General features: G+C 68.2%; 16 protein-coding genes. 10 read left to right on the forward strand and 6 right to left on the reverse strand.

What is annotated here, in order from left to right:
* Positions 1-286: 286 nt before the first annotated feature.
* Entirely contained in the window at positions 287-484 is a 198-nt protein-coding gene (locus Q1K70_RS05725; RefSeq protein ID WP_300156772.1) for a hypothetical protein, read from the reverse strand.
* A 148-nt stretch (positions 485-632) separates the two neighbouring features.
* Between Q1K70_RS05725 and Q1K70_RS05730 the strand changes: the two genes are divergently transcribed.
* The 3 genes from Q1K70_RS05730 to trpS all read left to right on the forward strand — a co-directional run bounded on the left by Q1K70_RS05730 (position 633) and on the right by trpS (position 2,831).
* Positions 633-998 carry a response regulator gene (locus tag Q1K70_RS05730; RefSeq protein WP_300156774.1) on the forward strand — a complete coding sequence of 122 codons (366 nt, stop codon included), beginning with the start codon at positions 633-635 and terminating at the stop codon, positions 996-998.
* 120 nt (positions 999-1,118) lie between these two features.
* Positions 1,119-1,763: a site-2 protease family protein gene (locus Q1K70_RS05735; RefSeq protein ID WP_300156776.1), complete on the forward strand. Its 645-nt coding sequence runs from the start codon at positions 1,119-1,121 to the stop codon at positions 1,761-1,763.
* A gap of 60 nt (positions 1,764-1,823) precedes the next feature.
* Positions 1,824-2,831, forward strand: coding sequence for a tryptophan--tRNA ligase (gene trpS, locus Q1K70_RS05740; protein WP_300156778.1), 1,008 nt, complete (start codon positions 1,824-1,826; stop codon positions 2,829-2,831).
* Between the two features lie 207 nt (positions 2,832-3,038).
* Here trpS and Q1K70_RS05745 read toward each other — a convergent pair whose 3' ends face one another.
* The 4 genes from Q1K70_RS05745 to Q1K70_RS05760 form a co-directional block, all read right to left on the reverse strand.
* Positions 3,039-3,962 (reverse strand): DMT family transporter, encoded by a 924-nt coding sequence (locus Q1K70_RS05745; protein WP_300156780.1) that lies wholly within the window; start codon positions 3,960-3,962, stop codon positions 3,039-3,041.
* Between the two features lie 9 nt (positions 3,963-3,971).
* Positions 3,972-4,391: a hypothetical protein gene (locus Q1K70_RS05750; protein ID WP_300156782.1), complete on the reverse strand. Its 420-nt coding sequence runs from the start codon at positions 4,389-4,391 to the stop codon at positions 3,972-3,974.
* A gap of 222 nt (positions 4,392-4,613) precedes the next feature.
* Positions 4,614-5,201, reverse strand: a complete 588-nt coding sequence (locus tag Q1K70_RS05755) for a DJ-1/PfpI family protein (RefSeq protein WP_300156784.1) — start codon at positions 5,199-5,201, stop codon at positions 4,614-4,616.
* A 91-nt stretch (positions 5,202-5,292) separates the two neighbouring features.
* Positions 5,293-5,640: a hypothetical protein gene (locus Q1K70_RS05760; RefSeq protein WP_300156787.1), complete on the reverse strand. Its 348-nt coding sequence runs from the start codon at positions 5,638-5,640 to the stop codon at positions 5,293-5,295.
* 169 nt (positions 5,641-5,809) lie between these two features.
* Between Q1K70_RS05760 and Q1K70_RS05765 the strand changes: the two genes are divergently transcribed.
* The 5 genes from Q1K70_RS05765 (at position 5,810) to Q1K70_RS05785 (ending at position 13,960) form a co-directional block, all read left to right on the forward strand.
* Positions 5,810-8,314, forward strand: coding sequence for a ComEC/Rec2 family competence protein (locus Q1K70_RS05765; protein ID WP_300156789.1), 2,505 nt, complete (start codon positions 5,810-5,812; stop codon positions 8,312-8,314).
* 10 nt (positions 8,315-8,324) lie between these two features.
* Positions 8,325-9,320 (forward strand): cation diffusion facilitator family transporter, encoded by a 996-nt coding sequence (locus Q1K70_RS05770; protein ID WP_300156791.1) that lies wholly within the window; start codon positions 8,325-8,327, stop codon positions 9,318-9,320.
* Positions 9,321-9,376: 56 nt separating this feature from the next.
* The gene (locus tag Q1K70_RS05775) at positions 9,377-10,150 is read left to right on the forward strand and encodes a response regulator (RefSeq protein WP_300156793.1); all 774 of its coding nucleotides are present in this window, start codon (positions 9,377-9,379) and stop codon (positions 10,148-10,150) included.
* Positions 10,151-10,251: 101 nt separating this feature from the next.
* On the forward strand, positions 10,252-12,015 hold the full coding sequence (locus tag Q1K70_RS05780) for a LytS/YhcK type 5TM receptor domain-containing protein (protein ID WP_300156795.1): 1,764 nt from the start codon (positions 10,252-10,254) through the stop codon (positions 12,013-12,015).
* Between the two features lie 133 nt (positions 12,016-12,148).
* Complete coding sequence (locus Q1K70_RS05785; RefSeq protein ID WP_300156797.1) at positions 12,149-13,960, forward strand: carbon starvation protein A; 1,812 nt, start codon at positions 12,149-12,151, stop codon at positions 13,958-13,960.
* Between the two features lie 82 nt (positions 13,961-14,042).
* On the opposite strand, the gene Q1K70_RS05790 is transcribed toward Q1K70_RS05785, so the two are convergent.
* Entirely contained in the window at positions 14,043-15,941 is a 1,899-nt protein-coding gene (locus Q1K70_RS05790; protein ID WP_300156799.1) for a hybrid sensor histidine kinase/response regulator, read from the reverse strand.
* Positions 15,942-16,535: 594 nt separating this feature from the next.
* Between Q1K70_RS05790 and Q1K70_RS05795 the strand changes: the two genes are divergently transcribed.
* Both Q1K70_RS05795 and hydG read left to right on the forward strand, forming a co-directional pair.
* Positions 16,536-16,811, forward strand: coding sequence for a TM1266 family iron-only hydrogenase system putative regulator (locus Q1K70_RS05795; RefSeq protein WP_300156801.1), 276 nt, complete (start codon positions 16,536-16,538; stop codon positions 16,809-16,811).
* Positions 16,804-18,240 carry a [FeFe] hydrogenase H-cluster radical SAM maturase HydG gene (gene hydG / locus Q1K70_RS05800; protein ID WP_300156803.1) on the forward strand — a complete coding sequence of 479 codons (1,437 nt, stop codon included), beginning with the start codon at positions 16,804-16,806 and terminating at the stop codon, positions 18,238-18,240. The genes Q1K70_RS05795 and hydG overlap by 8 nt, the downstream gene beginning before the upstream one ends.
* The last annotated feature ends 147 nt before the right edge of the window (positions 18,241-18,387 follow it).

The raw sequence follows: 18,387 nt of genomic DNA on the forward strand, positions 1-18,387 counted from the left end.
CCGATTGTGGTCTGGGCTGTTTCACCGCCGCAAACACGCGGATTGTTTTTCATTTATTATGTTTCCCGGGTCGTTTGATGAGGAATGGGGGGGGAGTAAACCGTTTTTTGCAAAATGGGGTTTCCTCCCCCCCGAGCCCCCCGCCTTCCCCAAAAACTCTTCAAGGGAGGAGTTGTCGCTTGATTCTGTACAAGTTTAGTCTGAAAAAACATGGTCTCTCAACCAATGGGGAGGTCCAGGAGGGGCTCAGCCCCTCCTGGACGCCGGAGGCGTTCCCCCTCCGCCACTACCCGCGCGAGACGACCGGGCGGACGATGAGGTGGTCGCCGCGGCGCACCGCCCGGTCCGGGGTGAGCAGCTCCCCGTCGCGGATGACCAGGGCGTCGTTGACGCGAAAGTTAAGTTTGTTGAGCAATTGCAGGACGGTTTTGATTTTTTCGAAGGTGACTGGCGTTTTGTCCGTGCCCAGTGTTACGGTGATCATGGGCAGGTTGTGTAGCCCGTGGCGGAAGCGGACGCAAGCCGTGGCGACGGGGAAAACGGTTGACCCGGGCCGGGCTTTTCAGCATAACCTTGGACGTGAGAGACGTGCATTCCAGACCCCTTTATGCCGTGGTGCAAGGAGTTTAGCCATGAGCGGGAAGATTTTGGTCGTCGACGACGAGAAACATATCCGCATGCTGTACCAGGAAGAGCTCGAAGGCGAAGGGTACGAGGTGGTGACCTCCGACGGCGAGGAAGACATCCTGCCGCTCATGGCCCGCGTCTCGCCCGACGTGGTGGTGCTCGACATCAAGCTCGGCGGCAACCGCTCGGGCCTCGACCTGCTCCAGGAGATCCGCGGCAAGGACCAGAGCATTCCCGTGATCCTGAGCACGGCCTACGACAGCTTCCAGCACGATTTGAAGTCCATCGCCGCCGACTATTATGTGGTGAAGTCCGTGGACCTGGGCGAACTCAAGAACAAGGTCGCCCAGGCCATGGAAAAGGCCGGCTGAGGCCACGCCCTTGCCCCGCCTCGCGCCCCGGACGCCTTGCGGCCTCCGGGGCGCGGCCGCTTGCGGGGTCGGGCCCGCCGCCCTTGCCCCGACTGGCCGTTCGTGCTAGCCGCCTAGCCCATGTTTCCCGATTTTTCCCAGACCATGCAGGAGATCGCCCTGCTGGTGGTGCCGGTGCTCATGGCCGTGACCTTCCACGAGGCGGCCCACGGCTACGTGGCCAACTGGCTCGGCGACCCCACGGCGCGCCTGGCCGGACGGCTGACGCTCAATCCCCTCAACCACCTGGACGTCATCGGCACCCTGGCCTTCCTGCTTACCCGCATGATCGGCTGGGCCAAGCCCGTGCCCGTGGACCCGCGCTATTTCCGCGACCCGGTCAAGGGCATGATGCTCGTGTCCCTGGCCGGCCCGGCCATGAATTTCCTGCTGGCCGTGTTGTGCGCCCTGGCCGCCCGGGGCATAGAATACATGGGCCGGGGCGTGGTCGAGGGCTCGCTGGCCTACAGCGTCCTTGCGCCGCTGCTCTACATGTGCGCCGCCGGGGTCCAGGTCAACATCGCCCTTGGCGTCTTCAACATGCTGCCCGTGCCGCCGCTGGACGGCAGCAACGTGCTGGCCGCCTTCCTGCCGCCGCGCCTGGCCGTGCGCTACCAGGGATTCGGTCGCTGGGGCTTTCTGCTGCTCATCGTCCTGGCCGTGGCCGGGGTGCTCGGCAGGCTCATCGGGCCGCCCGTGACCTATCTTTCCCGGATGCTGCTCTAGGACGGGGGAGGTCCCCCCGCCTTTTTCCATACCCTTCACGAGGAAACGGATCATATTGCCATGAGCGAGAACACCCCCAAGGAAAACAAGCGGATCGTCTCCGGCATGCGCCCCACCGGCCCCCTGCACCTGGGGCACTACTTCGGCGTGCTGAAAAACTGGATCGAGCTCCAGGACACCCACGAATGCTTCTTCTTCGTGGCCGACTGGCACGCGCTCACCACGGAATACGCCGAGCCCAGGCGCATCAAGGGCTTCGTGCCGGAACTGGTCAAGGACTGGGTGGCGGCCGGGCTCGATCCGGAAAAGTGCGTGCTGTTCCAGCAATCCCAGGTCAAGGAGCACGTGGAGCTGCACCTGCTGCTGTCCATGCTGACGCCGGTGTCGTGGCTGGAGCGCTGCCCCACCTACAAGGACCAATTGACGGAGCTGGCGGCCAAGGACCTGACCACCTACGGTTTCCTGGGCTATCCGGTGCTCATGGCTTCGGACATTCTGCTGTACAAGCCGGGCTTCGTGCCCGTGGGCCAGGACCAGCTGCCGCACCTGGAGCTGACCCGCGAGATGGCCCGCCGGGCCAACCACCTCTACGGCGAGTTCTTCCCCGAGCCGCAGGCCCTGCTCACCCCGGACGCCAAGCTGACGGGCCTCGACGGGCGCAAGATGAGCAAGAGCTACGGCAACGCCATCGGCCTTTCGGAAGATCCGTCGAGCATGAAGAAGAAGGTCAAGGGCATGCTGACCTGCGCCAAGCGCGCCCGGCTGACCGACCCCGGAGACCCCGAGGAGTGCAACCTCTATCCCTACCACGAGCTTTTGACCGACCCGGCCCGGCTGCCGGCCATCGTGGACGGCTGCACCCACGCCACCTGGGGCTGCGGCGACTGCAAAAATGTGCTGATCGAGTCCATGACCGCGTTCCTGGAGCCCATCCGCGACCGGCGCAAGGCCTTTGACGCCCACCCGGACCTGGTGCGGGAGCTGCTGGAAAAGGGCAACGCCGTTGCCCGGCAGCGGGCCTGCCGCAACCTGGACGCCTTCCGCAAGAAGCTCAATCTCAATTTCTAGCAGGGAAAGCGCGGCGGTCCGATCGGGTCGCCGCGATTGGAGTCATGGGACATGCCGCCGTCGCGGCCGGGTGCAAGCCCTGGCCGCGACGGCGGTTTCGTTTTTCGTCCAGGCGGCGGAAAGCGCTGCTCCAGGCCAGGCGCAGGGCGGCCGCAGCAGGGAAAGGAAAGCGAAACGCCCGGCCGTTTGTCCCGGGCGCGTTCCTGGCTATCCTTTCGCCCGCTTGGGGGCGGACAGGCGTAAAAGGCGCGGGTCCACGGTTGCCAGCAGGATGCCCGAGATGACCAGCCCCCCGCCCAGGACGTGGAAGGCGGCCACGGACTCGCCGAGCAGCCAGGCCGATTCCGCGGCTGCGAAAAGCGGCAGGCTGTAGTAGATCATGCCGGCCAGGACCGGACCGATATTGGTGATGGCCCGGGTCCAGAGCAGGTAGGCGATGGAAGAGCAGCCGATGCCCGAGTAGGCGATGCCGACGAGCACGGCGGGGCTCCACTGCGGGGCGGGCATGACGGCCGTTTCCACGATGAGCCCCGGGAGCAGGAAGAGCAGGCCCAGGGTGAAGTAGGCGGCGTTGTAGCCGGGGATGGACAGCTCCCTCGGGCGGTCGCGCACGAAAAGCGAATACAGGGCGAAGCTGGCCGTGCCGGCCAGGGCCCAGAGGTCGCCGGGGGTGAAATGCACGGCCGCCAGGTGCCGCCAGTCGCCCCGGGAGAGCAGCGTCAGCACGCCGAGGAGCACCACGGCCATGCCCGTCAGGCGTCGCCAGGTGATGGGCTCGCCGTAGAGGATGCGCGACAGCACGATGATCATGATCGGGGCCGTGGGCACGAGCAGGGCCATGTTGAGGCTCTGGGTCGTCTGGCCGGCCTTGTAGATCAGCGTGTTGAGGAGCGTGACGCCAAGCAGGCCCATGAGCGCCAGATGCCGCCAGTGGCGGCGCATGACCGGCCAGTCGTCGCGAAGCCGGGGCAGGGCCCAGGGCAGGATGCAGACAAGGGCCAACGTCCAGCGCCAGAAATTGAGCTGGACGGGGGGGATGGCCTGGGCGATGCCCCGGGCCACCACGAAATTGCCGGCCCAGACGACCGTCGCGGCCAGGGCGGCCAGGATGCCGCGCAGGGAGGGGGACATGGGGCCGTGCTACTTCAGGGAGCCGATCTTGCCGAACTTGGTGGATTCGGCGCGGTAGAAGACGTTCTCGATGACCTTGTCGTTGCCCACGTCCTTGTAGTCGATGCGCACGGGCGAGCCGTCTTCCTTCACCTTGCGGAAAAAGTCGGCGATGTTCTTGAACTTGTCGGAGCGCAGCCCGGGGTCCACCACGAAAAAGCCCTGGCTCGTGACGATGGTCAGGACGTTCTTCGTCTCCTGCACCTCCTCCACCAGGGCGGTGGTCTTCTTGTACTTCACCGCCAGGCTGTCTTCGGTCACGAAATCCACGACATAATAGGCGGCCACGATGAAAAGCAGGAAGGAACAAAGGAGCAGCACCTTTCCCTTGTTCACGGCGAAATCGCCGATGACCTGTCGCAGCCGTTCAATTTTCGTCTTGTCGATCATGGGGCCTCGTTGGGCCTGGCGCGCTTGCCGCGCTCCCGGGCCGTATCACGGCAAGGAGCATACCACTCCTTGGCAAGGGAAAAAAGAGAAGAATCCGGGGTGATCCGGCTTCGTTGGGCCGCACGGGCAAAAGCCCCATGGCGGCGCGCCCGCCGGCCCTGGCGGCCGCGCCGGACGCGCGGGGCGAGACGGCCCCGCGCGTCGCCGCAGGAACGGTTCCGGCTAGGGCTCGATCCTGGTGCCGAGCATGTCCAGGAACTTGCGGATCCATTCCGGATGGGCCGGCCAGGCCGGGCCGGTGACCAGGTTGCCGCTGACCACGGCGTTGGTGAAGGTGGCGTTGGGCCCGACGTAGGTGCCGCCGGCGCGCTCGATGTCCGGCTGCACGGCCGGGTAGGCCATGCACTGGCAGCCGGCCACGACGTCCGCCGCCACCAGCACCTGCTGGCCGTGGCAGATGGCGGCGATGGGCTTCTTGGTCGCCCCGAAATGCTTGACGATCTCGATGACCCGGGGATTGAGCCGGATGTACTCCGGAGCCCGGCCGCCCGGCACCACCAGGGCGTCGAAGGAGGCCTCGTCCACGGCGTCGAAGTCGTAGTTGAGCGCGAAGTTGTGTCCCGGCTTCTCGCTGTAGGTCTGGTCGCCCTCGAAGTCGTGCACCGCCGTGCGCACGGTGTCCCCGGCCTTCTTGCCCGGGCACACGGCCTTGATGTCGTGGCCGACCATCAGCAGCATCTGGAAGGGCACCATGACTTCGTAGTCCTCGACGTAGTCGCCGACGAGCATCAGAATTTTTTTGACCGCCATCGCTGACTCCTTGTGCGGTTTTCTCCGCCGCCCCGGGCGGCAGCCCGGACGGCGGGACCGGCGCGCCGTGGCCGCGCGGACCGCCCGCGGGCTACTTGGCGCAGTTGCACCGGTAGAACTTGCGGTTGCAGAATTCCAGGCAGGCGTCCCGGGCGCTCGTCACCTTGGCCTGGCACGAGGCCGGCACGTCGGCGGCGAGCTCCAGGGCGCGCTGCTTGCAAGTCGCCTGGCAGGCGGCCATGTCCTCGTGGTAGTCCGTGGCCACCGCCTGGAACACGTCGCACACGCGCCCGGCGCAGGCCGCGTCCGCTCCGGCCGGCGTGGACCGGCAGGACGCCTCGAACTCCTGGGGCGTGATGATCGGCTTGAAGGTGGGGGCGCAGCCCCATGAACCGAGAATGCAGCACAGAAAGAGCGTGAGCAGAAGCGTTCGCGTCATTGCGGTCCCCCTGGCCCTGGCGGGCGACGCCTTTTTCGAGGTTCGCCGCCATTGTACCCGTTCGGTCGGCCGCTGACAAGACGGCGCGGCCGTCGGCCTTGCGCGGCGCGGGCCGGGATCGTAGAAGGTTTCGCCGGGCAAACGTCATCTCGCAAGGAGTCGCCGACCGATGGGCGCACGCCGCAAACGACCGCCAAGGGAAGCGCCGCGCGCCGCGCCGCCGCTTCTGCCCTGGCAGCCGTGCCTGCTGGCCGGCGTGGCCGGCATCCTGGCCGTGGCCGCCCCGGCGGCCGGGCTGTGCGGCCTGTTGCTCCTCGCCCTTTTCCCCCGACCGGCTCCGGGCCGGCCGCGCCTTTTGCTCCTCGCCCTGGGCTTCGGCCTGGGTTTCGCGGCCGGCTTCCTCGCCATGCCGCGGCTACCGCGCCAGGTCCCGTCCTGCCTGGCCTCGGGCAAGCCCCTGGACATCGTCGGCCGGGTCGGGGCCGTGGACGGCCGGCCGGGCGGGCGGCTGGCCGTGGAACTGGAAGAGGCCACGGTCTCGGGCGGGGAGTGTCGCGACGCGCCCGTGCCCGGCCGGCTGCTGCTGACCGTGGACGCCCCCGCCTTCCGCCCCGTGCCCGGCGACCGGCTGGCCGCGACCGGGCGCGTGCGCGGAACAGGGGGCTTCGACAACCCCGGCGGCCAGGACTTCGCCTTTCTGCGCCGCCTGGACGGGATATTTTTCCGCGCCTACGCCCGGGGAGACAGGGGGCAGGTGGCGCTCCTGGCCCCGAGCGGGGACGCCTGGGCCGTGCGCCGCGAGGCCCTGCGCCAGGCGGTCGCGGCGCGCCTGGCCCCGCCCGAGGGGGCCGACGCCCCGGCGCGGGCCGGCCGGGCCATGGCCCTGGCCCTGGTCTTCGGCGACGTGTCCGGGTTTTCCCAGGCCGACCTCGACCTGGTGCGCCGCGCCTCCCTGTCCCACACCCTGGCCCTTTCGGGCATGAACATCTCCTACGTCGCGGCCATGGGGGCCGCCTTGGCCTGGGGCCTCGGCCGGCTGCGGCCCGGCGTCTTCCTGCGGCTGCCCAGGCCCTACCTGTCCCTGGTCCTGGCCGCGCCCCTGGTCGTTGGCTACTGCTGGCTCGGCGGCTATTCGCCGTCGCTTTACCGGGCGGCCTTCATGTTCGGCTGCTGCGCCCTGCTGGTCTTCGCCGGCCGGCAGGTGCCTGTGCTGGACGGGCTTTTCCTGGCTCTCGGGCTCATGCTCGCGGCCATGCCGCTGGTGGCCTTCGACGCGCGGCTCCAGCTCTCGGCCCTGGCCGTGGCCGGCATCGTGGCCTTTTGGCCGCCGTTCGCCGCCTGGGGCAAGCGCATCGGGCTGCCGCGCCCGGCGCGCCTACTCGTCCTCGGCCTTGGCGGAGTGCTGTGGACCAGCCTTTGCGCCGAGGCCGCCGTCATGCCGCTCATCGCCCGGCTCTACGGGGACTTCAACGGCAATCCCTGGATCAATGTGGCCTGGCTGCCGCCCCTGGGTCTGGTCGTCACCCCCCTGGCCCTGGTCGGCACGGCGCTGCTGCCGCTGCCCGTGCCCTTGGCCCGGGAGCTCGGCGGCCAGGCCCTGCTCCTGGCCGCCTGGTGCTGCGAGGGCCTCATGCGCGCCCTGGCCTTTCTCGACGCCCGCGATTGGCTTTTCACCACGGCCGTCCTGCGCCCGGCCTGGCCCGAGGTCCTGGGCTGCCTGGGGCTTCTGGCCGGGCTGGCCGTGACCCTGGCCGGCGGCCGGCGTCCCGTGGCCGCCATGCTGGCGAGCCTTGGCCTGCTCGTCGGCCCCACCCTCTGGCGAAGCGCTTCCGACCTGTCCGGCGACGTCCGGCTGACCGTGCTCGACGTGGGGCAGGGCCAGTCCACCGTCCTGTCGCTGCCCGGCGGGCGGCGGATCGTGGTGGACGCCGGCGGGCTCTACGGCGATTTCGACGTGGGCCGGGCCGTGGTCGGCGCGTTTCTGGCCGACGGCCGGCCGCCGCGTCTCGAGGCCGCCCTGGCCAGCCACCCCCACGCCGACCACGTCAAGGGCTTCGTGTCCCTTCTCGACCGCTTCGCCGTGGGCGCGTTCTACGACAACGGCGGCGCGCCCGAGGGGCAAATCGGCCGGGGCATCGCCACGGCCCTGGCCCGGCGCGGCATCCCCCACGCCGCCCTGGCCGCCGGCGACCGCCTGGACCTCGGCCGCGGGCTCGTCCTCGAGGTGCTCCACCCCGGGGAGGGCGACGACCGCTCGGGCAATGGCGGCTCCCTGGTCCTGCGCCTGACCCGTGACGGCCGGGGCCTGGCCGTGGTGCCCGGCGACGCCGAGCGCGGCGTGCTCACGCGGCTGGCCGCCTCCGGAGCGCAGCTTTCCGCCGAGGTCCTCGTCCTGCCGCACCACGGTTCGGCCACGGCCCTTTCCCGCCGCTTTCTGGCCGCCGTGTCCCCGGTGGTGGCCGTCGCCAGCTGCGGCGACGTCTGGGCCTTTCCCGCGGCCAAGGTCGAGGCGCTCCTCGCCCGGCATGGCTGCCGGGTCTTCGCCACGAGGCGCGACGGGGCCGTGACCGTGACCTTTCCCGCCGCCGGCGGGCCGCCCGTGGCCGAGCCCCGCCTCGCGCACGCGAAAGCGGACGGAGAATCGTCATTTGCCTTGGCCGGCGGGGCAAGGTAAGAGGCGCGCCATGCGCGATACGACGCCCCCGAAATCCTCTCCTGAGGTCCGGGCGGCCCGCTTGTCCCTGGGGGTCGCCGTGGCGCTGTTGGCCGTCAAGATGGTCGCCTGGCTCATGACCGGTTCCGCCGCCATCCTGTCCGACGCCCTGGAATCGATCATCAACGTGGTGGCGGCCGGCTTCGCCGTGGTCAGCGTCAGCGTGGCCGAGACCCCGCCCGACGAGCGGCATCCTTACGGCCACGGCAACATCGAATACTACGCCGCCTGGCTGGAGGGCATGCTCATCCTCCTGGCCTCCATCGGCATCTTCTACGAATCCTGGGACAAGATCTTCCATCCCGAGCCCATGCCCAACCTCGGCGCGGGCATCGCCCTGCTGGTCGCGGCCGGCGGCGTCAACCTGTGGCTCGGCCTCAAGCTCCTGCGCCAGGGGCGCGTCTCCGGGTCGCTCACCCTGACCGCCGACGGCAAGCACGTGCTCACCGACGTCTACACCTCGGCCGGGGTATTCGTGGCCCTGGGCCTGGTCTGGGCCACGGGCTGGCTGTGGCTCGACGGCCTGATCGCCTGCCTGGTCGGGGTCAACATCGCCTGGGCCGGCGTGGGGCTGGTGCGCCGCTCGGTCTCGGGCTTCATGATCGAATCCGATCCGGCCCTTCTGGAGGAGATCTGCGCCCTGCTGCGGGAAAACCGCCAGCCGGCCTGGATCGACATCCACCGGCTGCGGGCCATCAAGGCCGGCCGCCGCGTCCACGTGGACATGCACCTCATCCTGCCGCGCGACATGCCCCTTCATGAGGCCCATCGCCATGTCGACGCCATGGAGAGCCTGCTGCAAGCGCGCCTGGGCCCCGAGGCGGACATCATGATCCACGCCGACCCCTGCGGCGAGTCGCGCTGCTCGGTGTGCGAGGCCGATCCCTGCGATCTGCGCGGCGACGCCGCCACGGCGACTCCCGTGTGGACGCCCCGGACCACGGGCGAACCCAAGAAAAGCGCCTGATCCCGGCGTCGCCGCCGCCCCTTTACAGCCCCGCCGCCCGGCATTACCGTCGGGCCATGAAGCTGCGCGCCCTGGTCGTGGACGACGAAAAGCCGGCCCGCGACGAACTGGCCTATCTCCTCGGGGCCCACGCCGACGTCGAGGTCGCCGAGGCCGACAGCGCCCGTGCAGCTCTGGCCGCCATCGAGGCGGACCGGCCCGACCTCGTGCTGCTCGACATCCGCATGCCCGGCCAGGACGGCTTCGACGTGCTGCGACAGGCCATGGAATTTTCCCATGTGCCGCTTTTCATCTTCGTCACCGCCTTCGACCAGTACGCCGTGGCCGCTTTCGAGCAAAACGCCGTGGACTACCTGCTCAAGCCCGTCTCGCCCGAGCGACTGGCCGTGAGCCTGGAGCGCGCCCGAGGACGTCTGGCCGCCGGCCAGGCCCGCGAGGCCGAGGCCATGGCCGCGCTCCTGGCCGGACTCGGCCGGGGAGCCGGGCGGGCCTGCTGTAGGGTCGCCGTGGAGCGTCACGGCCGCATCGCGCTGTTGCCGGCGTCCGAAGTCTGCTGCATCGAGGCCGACGACAAGGGCGTCAGCGCCCTGACCGACCACGGCCGGCTGTCCTGTCACGGCCTGCCCACCCTGGCCCGGGCCGAGGAGCGCCTGGCCGGGCTGTCCTTTTTCCGGGCCAACCGGGCCGTGCTCGTCAACCTTGAGCGCGTGGCCGAGCTTTCGCCCTGGATCGGCGGCAAGTACCTGCTCGTGCTCGACGACCCGGACCGTAGCGAGGTCACGGTCAGCCGCAACCGGGTGCGCGAGTTCAAGGAGCGGCTGGGGCTGTAGCCCATCGGAGCGCGCCTGGAGCGGAAACGGCGCGCGGCTTGACGCAATCGCAACCTCCCGGGCCTTTCCGCCGACCGGCGCGAGGCGAGGAGGGGAGCGCCATGAACCTCGACATCTTCGTTCCCGCCGTACCGGACCTGTTTCTGAACCTGTCCCAGCGCTTCGGCCTGCTTTTGGCCGGCGGCTTCGCCATCATGACGCTGGCCCCCTTCGAGCGCCTGAACATGGGCCGGGACAGGCCGCTTTGGAGCACGCTCGCCGTCACGGCGCTCTTCGGCGTCTTCGGCATCCTCGGCACCTACACCGGCAACTACGTCTTCCATTCCTACGCCAACCTGCGGGCCATGGGCGTGATCACGGCCGGGCTCTTCGGCGGGCCGGCCGTGGGCATCGGAGCCGGGCTCATCGCCGGCGGCCACCGCTACCTGATCGACGTGGGCGGCTTTTCCGCCTTGCCCTGCGCCCTGGCCACCTTTCTCGAGGGCACGGCGGCCGGGCTTTTGGCCCGGCGGTTCCCAGGCAAGTCCCTGGACTGGGGCGTGGCCATGGCGCTTGGCATCGTGGGCGAGACCGTCCACATGGGCCTGGTGCTGGCCCTGTCGCGGCCCTTTTCCGAGGCCGTGGAACTGGTCGAGGTCATCGGCGCGCCCATGATCGTCATCAACGCCATGGGCGCGGCCATCTTCGTCAAGGCCCTGGGGCTGCAGCGCCGGCTGCGCGAGCTTCGCGACTCGACCGAAGCCCGGCGCATCCTGTCCATCGCGAGCAAGACCGTGGCCCACCTGCGCGGCGGGCTTACCCCGCAGTCGGCCCGGGCCACGGCCGGCATCATCCTGGCCGAGACGGGCGTGGCCGCCGTGGCCGTCACCGGCGTTTCCGCCATCCTGGCCCACGTCGGGGCCGGCGAGGACCACCACAAGTCCGGCGAGCACTGGCGCACCAAGGCCACCCGGCTGGCCCTGGAGTCCGGCCGGGCCCTTTTCCTGCACGATCCCGAGTCCATCGGCTGCGCCAAGCAGGGCTGTCCGTTGCGCGAGGCCATCGTCGTGCCCCTGCGCAAGGGCCCGGAGATTCGGGGCTGCCTCAAGCTCTACGGCACCAAGGACCACCCCCTGGACCAGCCGCTCTTCGAGCTGGCCAAGGGCCTGGCCGCCCTTTTTTCCACCCAGCTCGAGCTCGAGGACATCGGCATCGCCAACCAGCTTTTGGCCCACGCCGAGATTCGTCGCCTCCAGGCCCAGATCAACCCGCATTTCCTGTTCAATTCCTTGAACACCATCGCCTCGTTTTGCCGCACCGCCCCGGGGCAGGCCCGGGAGCTCCTGCTGGACCTGGCCCGCTACATGCGCCGCAACCTCGACAGCTCCCGGGGCCTGGTGCGCCTGTCCGAGGAGATGGACCAGGTGCGGTCCTACCTGGCCATCGAGCAGGCCCGCTTCGGCGAGCGCATCCGAAGCGAAATCGACCTGGAACCGGGCTGCGAGCAGTGGCTCGTGCCGCCGCTTCTCATCCAGCCGCTGGTGGAAAACAGCGTGCGCCACGGCCTGCAGGGCAGGGAGGAGGGCGGCATGGTGCGCGTGGCCGCCCGGCGGGAAAACGGCCATCTGCTCGTGGAGGTGCGCGACGACGGTCTGGGCATGCCCCGGGAGGTGGTGGACGTGATCCTGTCCCCGCGCGGCCTGGAATCCATGACCGAGGGCGTGGGCGCGCGCAATTCCAACCAGCGTCTCATCCAGCTCTTCGGCCCGGAATACGGCCTGCGGGTGGACAGCGCCCCGGGCCGGGGCAGCCGGATCACCTTCCGGGTGCCGGCCGCCGCCCCGGCCCCCGCGCCCGTTGCCGGGGCCGTGTCCGTCAGCCCCTGAATTTGTCGCCTCAGCCCCCGGATTATCCCTTTCGCGCCGGCAATATTGTTGTCGTGTGGTCCCCGTGCCATCACGGGGCCGCAATCGGCAACGGGCCGTCCGAAAGGCGGGCGGTCAAACACGGGAGGCTGGCATGAACGCCCTGACCCTGGTCTTCGCCGCCCTGTGCATCTTCGCCATAGGCTACCGCTTCTACGGACTTTTCTTCGCCAAGAAAGTCCTCGGCGTCAACGACTCGCGCCTGACGCCGGCGGTCACCATGGCCGACGGGCACGATTACGTGAAGACGAACAAGTATGTCCTTTTCGGCCATCACTTCGCGGCCATCGCCGCGGCCGGGCCGCTGATTGGCCCGGTGCTCGCCGCCCAGTTCGGCTACCTGCCGGGGGCGCTTTGGATCCTCGTCGGCTGCGTGCTCGCGGGCTGCGTCCACGACACGGTGGTGCTGTTCGCCTCGGTGCGCCACAAGGGCCGTTCCCTGGCCTACATCGCCAGCAAGGAGATCGGCAAGGCGACCGGCGGCGTGGCCTCCATCGCCGTGCTGTTCATCCTCATCCTGACCCTGGCCGGCCTGTCCCTGGCCGTGGTCAACGCCATGCACGACAGCCCCTGGGGCTCCTTCACCGTCTTCGCCACCATCCCCATCGCGCTGATCATGGGCGTCTATCTCCACAAGTGGCGCGACGGCGACGTGCTGGGCGCTTCGGTCATCGGCGTGGCGCTGATGTTCGTCACCATCCTCGTCGGACCCTACGTGGCCGAGAGCCCCTTCTGGCGGCCCTTCTTCGACCTGCCCCGCCCGGCCATCGCGATCTCCATCCCGATCTACGGCTTCGTGGCCTCGGTGCTGCCGGTGTGGCTGCTCCTTTGCCCGCGCGACTATCTTTCCACCTACCTCAAGATCGGCACCATCTTCGCCCTGACGGTCGGCATCTTCTGGGTGCATCCCATGCTGAAGATGCCGGCGCTCACCCAGTTCACGGGCGGCGGCGGCCCCATCATCGGCGGCGCGGTGTTCCCGTTCCTGTTCATCACCATCGCCTGCGGCGCGCTCTCGGGCTTCCACGCCATCATCGGCACGGGCACCACGCCCAAGATGCTCGACAGCGAGCACAACCTGCTCTTCGTCGGCTTCGGCGCCATGCTCACCGAAGGCTTCGTGGCCATCATGGCCCTGGTCGCGGCCTGCGTGCTCATGCCCGCCGACTACTTCGCCATCAACACCGCCCCGGCCGTGTTCGCCAAGCTCGGCATGAACACGGTGGACCTGCCCGCCCTGGCCACGGCCGTGGGCGAGAACATCCAGGGCCGTCCCGGCGGGGCCGTGTCCCTGGCCGTGGGCATGGCCCACATCTTCTCGTCGATCCCGTTCATGAGCCACCTCATGGGCTACTGGTACCACTTCGCCATCATGTTCGAGGCCGTGTTCATCCTCACGGCCGTGGACACCGGCACCCGCGTCGGCCGCTTCTTCCTGCAGGAAATGATCGGCCAGGTGGTGCCCAAGTTCCAGGAAAAGCACTGGTGGCCCGGCATTATCAGCACCTCGGCCATCTTCACCTTCGCCTGGGGCTATCTGGTCTACACGGGCGACATCTCGACCATCTGGCCGCTGTTCGGCATGTCCAACCAGCTGCTGGCGGCCGTGGGCCTGCTCATCGGCACGACCATGATCATCCGCATGGGCAAGGCGCGCTACGCGCCTCTGACCGCCGTGCCCGGACTGGCCATGGTCGGCATCACGGGGTGGGCCGGCTACCTGCAGATCGTCAACACCTACCTGCCCCAGGGCAAGTACCTGCTGACCTCCTTGGCCGTGATCATCCTGGTGCTCATGGCCGTCGTCATCGTCGGCACGGTGCGGCGCTGGCTGGAACTGCTCGAGATCAAGACGCCGGTGGTGGACGCCTACGGCGACAAGGTCCTGGAAATCGTCGGGGAATAGGGTTTCGCCCCCTGACGGAGACGGTAATGGAAAGGGCCGGGGCGGCGATGCCGCCCCGGCCCTTGGCGTTTTTTCGCCGGGCTCAGCCGCGGTTCGCCGGGCGGCCGGCCAGCAGGCCGCGCAGAGCGGCCAGCAGGCAGGCCCGGCGCACGGGCTTGGTCAGGAAGGCGTCGCAGCCCGCGGCCAGGGCCTTGCGCTCGAATTCGCCGAAGGCATGGGCCGAGAGCATGAGCACGGGCGTGCGCCAGGAGCCGCTGGCCGCTTCCAGCCGCCGGATGGACTGCGTGGCGGCGCAGCCGTCCATTTCCGGCATCTCCATGTCCATGAGCACGATGTCGAAGCGCCCGGGCGCGAAATGGGCCACGGCTTCGAGGCCGGTGGCGGCCGTGGCGATGTCGTAGGGTTCGCTTTCGAGGAACAGGCGGAGCATTTCCTGGTTGGCCGGGGAGTCTTCGACCAGGAGCAGGCGGCGGCGCGAAGGCGGCGGCGGGGCGTCGGGCGTGGCCGGTTCCGCCGGCGGCGCCGGGCAACGCGCCCCGGCCAGCGAAGGCAGGGTGAAGGTGAACCGCGAGCCCCGTCCCACGGCGCTTTCCACGCCGATGGTCCCACCCATGCGCTCCACCAGGCTTTTGCAGATGGCCAGCCCCAGTCCGGTGCCGGCCGGTCGCCCCCCCCTTTCGTCGGCCTGGGTGAAGGGCTCGAAAATGCGGCGGCAGTCCTCGGGCGCGATGCCGCTGCCGGTGTCCGCGACCTCCAGGCGGACGGCCGATTCTCCGGCCAGGGAGACGCAACGCCCGGCCTCCACGGCGATGCCCCCGGAGGCGGTGAACTTCACGGCGTTCCAGATGAGGTTGATGAGCACCTGCCGCACCCGGTCCGGGTCGTTGACCAGGCGGGCGGGCAGGCCGTCCTCCAGGCGCACGGCGAAGGAGAGGCCTTTCTCCTCCACGGCCACGGCCATGATGTCGCGCACCTCCCCGACCAGGGCCGCCGGGTCGAAAGCCCGGGGCCGCAGCTCGAGTTTGTTGGCCTCGATCTGGGAGATGTCCAGGATGTCGCTGATGAGCCGGAACAGCACCCGGCCGGAACTGTCCAGGGCGGACAGGTAGCGTCTCTGTTCGGGCGAGAGGGGCGTGCCGCGCAGGAGTTCGGCCATGCCCAGGATGATGTTCATGGGCGTGCGGATCTCGTGGCTCATGTTGGCCAGGAACTCGGTCTTGGCCCGGTTGGCGTCCATGGCCGCGTCCCGGGCCTCGGCCAGGCTGCGCTCGTACTGCTTGCGAAGCGTCAGGTCGCGGGCCGCCACCAGAGCCAGGGTGCGCCCCCGCTCCTCGAAGGCCACGCCGTGGACCTCGGTGGGGAAGGTCGAGCCGTCGGCGCGCCGGGCCAGCCCCTCGAACCGGAAAGGCCCGGGCTCCATGGCGTCCCAGAAGTCGTGCAGGACCTGGGCCGGACAGGAGACCTCGAAATCCGTGACGCTCAGGCTCGTGAGCGTTTCCCGGTCGTAGCCGAGCAGCAGACAGGCCTGGTCGTTGGCGTCGAGGACATGACCGGCCATGTCGTGCAAAAAGACCGCGTCCGGGGTGTTCTGGGACAGCAGGCGGAAGCGCGCCTCGCTTTCCCGCAGGGCCTGCTCGGCTTCCTTTTGCGCCGTGATGTCGGTGTTGGCCCCGGCCAGGCGCGTCACCCGGCCCGAGGCGTCGCAGATGGCCCCGCCCCGGCACAGCATCCAGCGATAGGAGCCGTCCTTGTGGCGCAGGCGGAATTCCATGGTGAAGGAGGGGGTCGCTCCCCGGGCGCAGTCGTCGAACGTGCGCATCGCCCGGGGGGCGTCGTCGGGGTGCAGGCGTTCCCGGCAAGCCCCTGGAAAACAGGGGAATTCGCCCGGGGCAAAGCCGAGCTGCTCTTGCCATCTGGCCGAGAGGCCGATCTCGTCCGTGTCCGGCGACCAACTCCACACCCCGTCCGTGCGTGGCAGCACCTGGGCGATGTCTTGCCGGCTTCCTTCGAGAAGGCTGCCCGGTTGCGACCGGAGGGAGGCTTCGCCACGCGAGGGAGCGTCCTGACGACTGAAACCGTCGGCATCGGAACGCGGCTGCGCTGTTGCAGGCGATATTTTGCTCATAGACGACGTGAGGAGCAAAGGAGTTCAAAAACCGATGCGGGACCGGTTCGCATGAGAGGTGCACGCCGCCTTTTCTTCAAGAAATGATACCGCATTGTGTCTTGCAGCGCAAGTTTCCGGGGTTTTGCCGCGCGCTGGAAAAATTGCAGTGAATTTGTCCGATTTCGCATCGACAACCACGCATGTCGGACCGTATCGGAGGAATGCGGAAAAACTGAGTGACAAGAAAAAAATATTCGTGCCACTAGCCAGGGGACGAAAAAAGTTCTATTGTTTCCTCGCTGCCGTGCCGGGTCCCCGGACCTGACGCGAAGGCGAGCAACGCAACCGCTGTCTGCTGGCAAGGGGACGCCCCCGCGCCGAGGATGCCGCCATGAACCATCGCACGCTCCATGCCCTTTTTCGCCCGTGGCGGAAGAGGGCTTTTTTTATGGCCGCAGGAGAACGCGCATGAACAGACGCATCGGCGTGATCGGCATCGTCATCGAGGATCCCAAGACCGCTTCGGAAAAGGTCAACGCCGTCTTGAGCGACCACGGCTCCATGATCCTCGGCCGCATGGGCATTCCCAGGCCAGAATACCACGCCGGCGTCGTGGCGCTCATCATCGAGGGTACGACCGACGAGATCGGTTCGCTTACAGGCAGGCTCGGGAATCTTCCCGGCGTGACGGTCAAATCCGCGCTCACATCCAAGACCTTGCGCAAGGAGCAAGACAATGATTGACGAATCCCAGAGAACTTCCGACGCGTTCATCGACGACGACCGCATCGCCGCCGCCCTGACAAACGCCAAGACCATGGCCCGCGACCCCGAGGCCGTGGGGGCCATCATCGACAAGGCCCTGCTGTACAAGGGGCTCACCGCCGAGGAAGTGGCGGTGCTGCTCGAAGTGGAAGACCCGGCCCTGCTCGACCGCATGTTCACGGCGGCCAAGACCGTCAAGGAAGCCATCTACGGCAAGCGCATCGTGCTTTTCGCGCCGCTGTACCTGTCGAGCTTTTGCGTCAACAACTGCGTCTACTGCGGTTACAAGCGCAGCAACAAGGAACAGCTGCGCAAACGCCTGACCATGGACGAGATCAAGCGGGAAGTGGAGATCCTCGAATCGCTCGGACACAAACGGCTGGCCGTGGAAGCCGGCGAGGACCCGAAAAACTGCCCCATCGACTACGTCACCGACGCCATCAAGGCCATCTACAGCATCAAGGACGGCAACGGCTCCATCCGCCGCGTCAACATCAATATCGCCGCCACGGTCGTCGAGGACTACAAGAAGCTCAAGGATGCGGAAATAGGCACCTACATCCTCTTCCAGGAAACCTACAAGCGCGACCGCTACGCCGAACTGCATCCCTCCGGTCCGAAGCACGACTACAACTGGCACACCACCGCCATGGACCGGGCCATGACGGCCGGCATCGACGACGTGGGCATCGGCGTCCTCTACGGCCTCTACGAGTGGAAATACGAAACCGTGGCCATGTTCCTGCACGCCGAACACCTGGAAAAAACCTTCGGCGTCGGCCCCCATACCATCTCCGTGCCGCGCATGCGCCCGGCCGGAGCCGTCAACCTCGACACCTTTCCCTATCTCGTGCCCGACGACGCCTTCAAGAAGATCATCGCCGCCATCCGCCTGGCCGTGCCCTACACCGGCATGATCCTCTCCACCCGCGAAGACCCGGACTTCCGCGACGAACTCATCGACTGCGGCATCTCCCAGATCAGCGCCGGCTCCTGCACCGGCGTCGGCGGCTACCAGAAGACCGTCGTCGAACACGAGTCCACCCATAACACCAACAACGGCCAGCAGTTCGAACCCAGCGACCAGCGCTCGCCCAACGAAATCATCCGCATGCTCTGCCAGCGCGGCTTCGTGCCGAGCTACTGCACCGCCTGCTACCGCCAGGGACGCACCGGCGACCGGTTCATGTCCCTGGCCAAGGACGGCACCATCCAGAACGTCTGCCTGCCCAACGCCCTGCTCACCTTCAAGGAGTACCTTATCGACTACGCCGACCCCGAAACCAAGGCCGTGGGCGAGGAGCGCATCCAGGAGGCCCTGGGCACCATCCCCAAGGACGGCATCCGTGAACTGACCGCCCAACGGCTGCACGACATCGAATGCGGCAGGCGGGATTTGTTCTTTTAGAGAAGGAGAGGAGGCGAAGACGAAGATGCCTCCGGCGGCCGGGGGGGATGATCCCCCCCGGTCCCCCCCGACGGGTGCGGGTGGGGAGGCGTGTGGGAACGGCAAGCGGCGGGGCGTCGGTCGTTGTGGTCGGGGAAATGGGCCGGT

This window comes from Solidesulfovibrio sp., from assembly GCF_029978005.1.
In the GTDB taxonomy this organism is placed as follows: domain Bacteria; phylum Desulfobacterota; class Desulfovibrionia; order Desulfovibrionales; family Desulfovibrionaceae; genus Solidesulfovibrio.

Bases quoted from the DNA above. Each gene is read 5' to 3' on its own strand.
- Q1K70_RS05750 (WP_300156782.1), bottom strand. From the start codon at position 4,391: ATGATCGACAAGACGAAAATTGAACGGCTGCGACAGGTCATCGGCGAT.
- Q1K70_RS05770 (WP_300156791.1), top strand. From the start codon at position 8,325: ATGCGCGATACGACGCCCCCGAAATCCTCTCCTGAGGTCCGGGCGGCC.
- trpS (WP_300156778.1), top strand. From the start codon at position 1,824: ATGAGCGAGAACACCCCCAAGGAAAACAAGCGGATCGTCTCCGGCATG.
- Q1K70_RS05760 (WP_300156787.1), bottom strand. From the start codon at position 5,640: ATGACGCGAACGCTTCTGCTCACGCTCTTTCTGTGCTGCATTCTCGGT.
- Q1K70_RS05775 (WP_300156793.1), top strand. From the start codon at position 9,377: ATGAAGCTGCGCGCCCTGGTCGTGGACGACGAAAAGCCGGCCCGCGAC.
- Q1K70_RS05795 (WP_300156801.1), top strand. From the start codon at position 16,536: ATGAACAGACGCATCGGCGTGATCGGCATCGTCATCGAGGATCCCAAG.
- Q1K70_RS05730 (WP_300156774.1), top strand. From the start codon at position 633: ATGAGCGGGAAGATTTTGGTCGTCGACGACGAGAAACATATCCGCATG.
- Q1K70_RS05785 (WP_300156797.1), top strand. From the start codon at position 12,149: ATGAACGCCCTGACCCTGGTCTTCGCCGCCCTGTGCATCTTCGCCATA.
- Q1K70_RS05780 (WP_300156795.1), top strand. From the start codon at position 10,252: ATGAACCTCGACATCTTCGTTCCCGCCGTACCGGACCTGTTTCTGAAC.
- hydG (WP_300156803.1), top strand. From the start codon at position 16,804: ATGATTGACGAATCCCAGAGAACTTCCGACGCGTTCATCGACGACGAC.
- Q1K70_RS05755 (WP_300156784.1), bottom strand. From the start codon at position 5,201: ATGGCGGTCAAAAAAATTCTGATGCTCGTCGGCGACTACGTCGAGGAC.
- Q1K70_RS05725 (WP_300156772.1), bottom strand. From the start codon at position 484: ATGATCACCGTAACACTGGGCACGGACAAAACGCCAGTCACCTTCGAA.
- Q1K70_RS05735 (WP_300156776.1), top strand. From the start codon at position 1,119: ATGTTTCCCGATTTTTCCCAGACCATGCAGGAGATCGCCCTGCTGGTG.
- Q1K70_RS05765 (WP_300156789.1), top strand. From the start codon at position 5,810: ATGGGCGCACGCCGCAAACGACCGCCAAGGGAAGCGCCGCGCGCCGCG.
- Q1K70_RS05745 (WP_300156780.1), bottom strand. From the start codon at position 3,962: ATGTCCCCCTCCCTGCGCGGCATCCTGGCCGCCCTGGCCGCGACGGTC.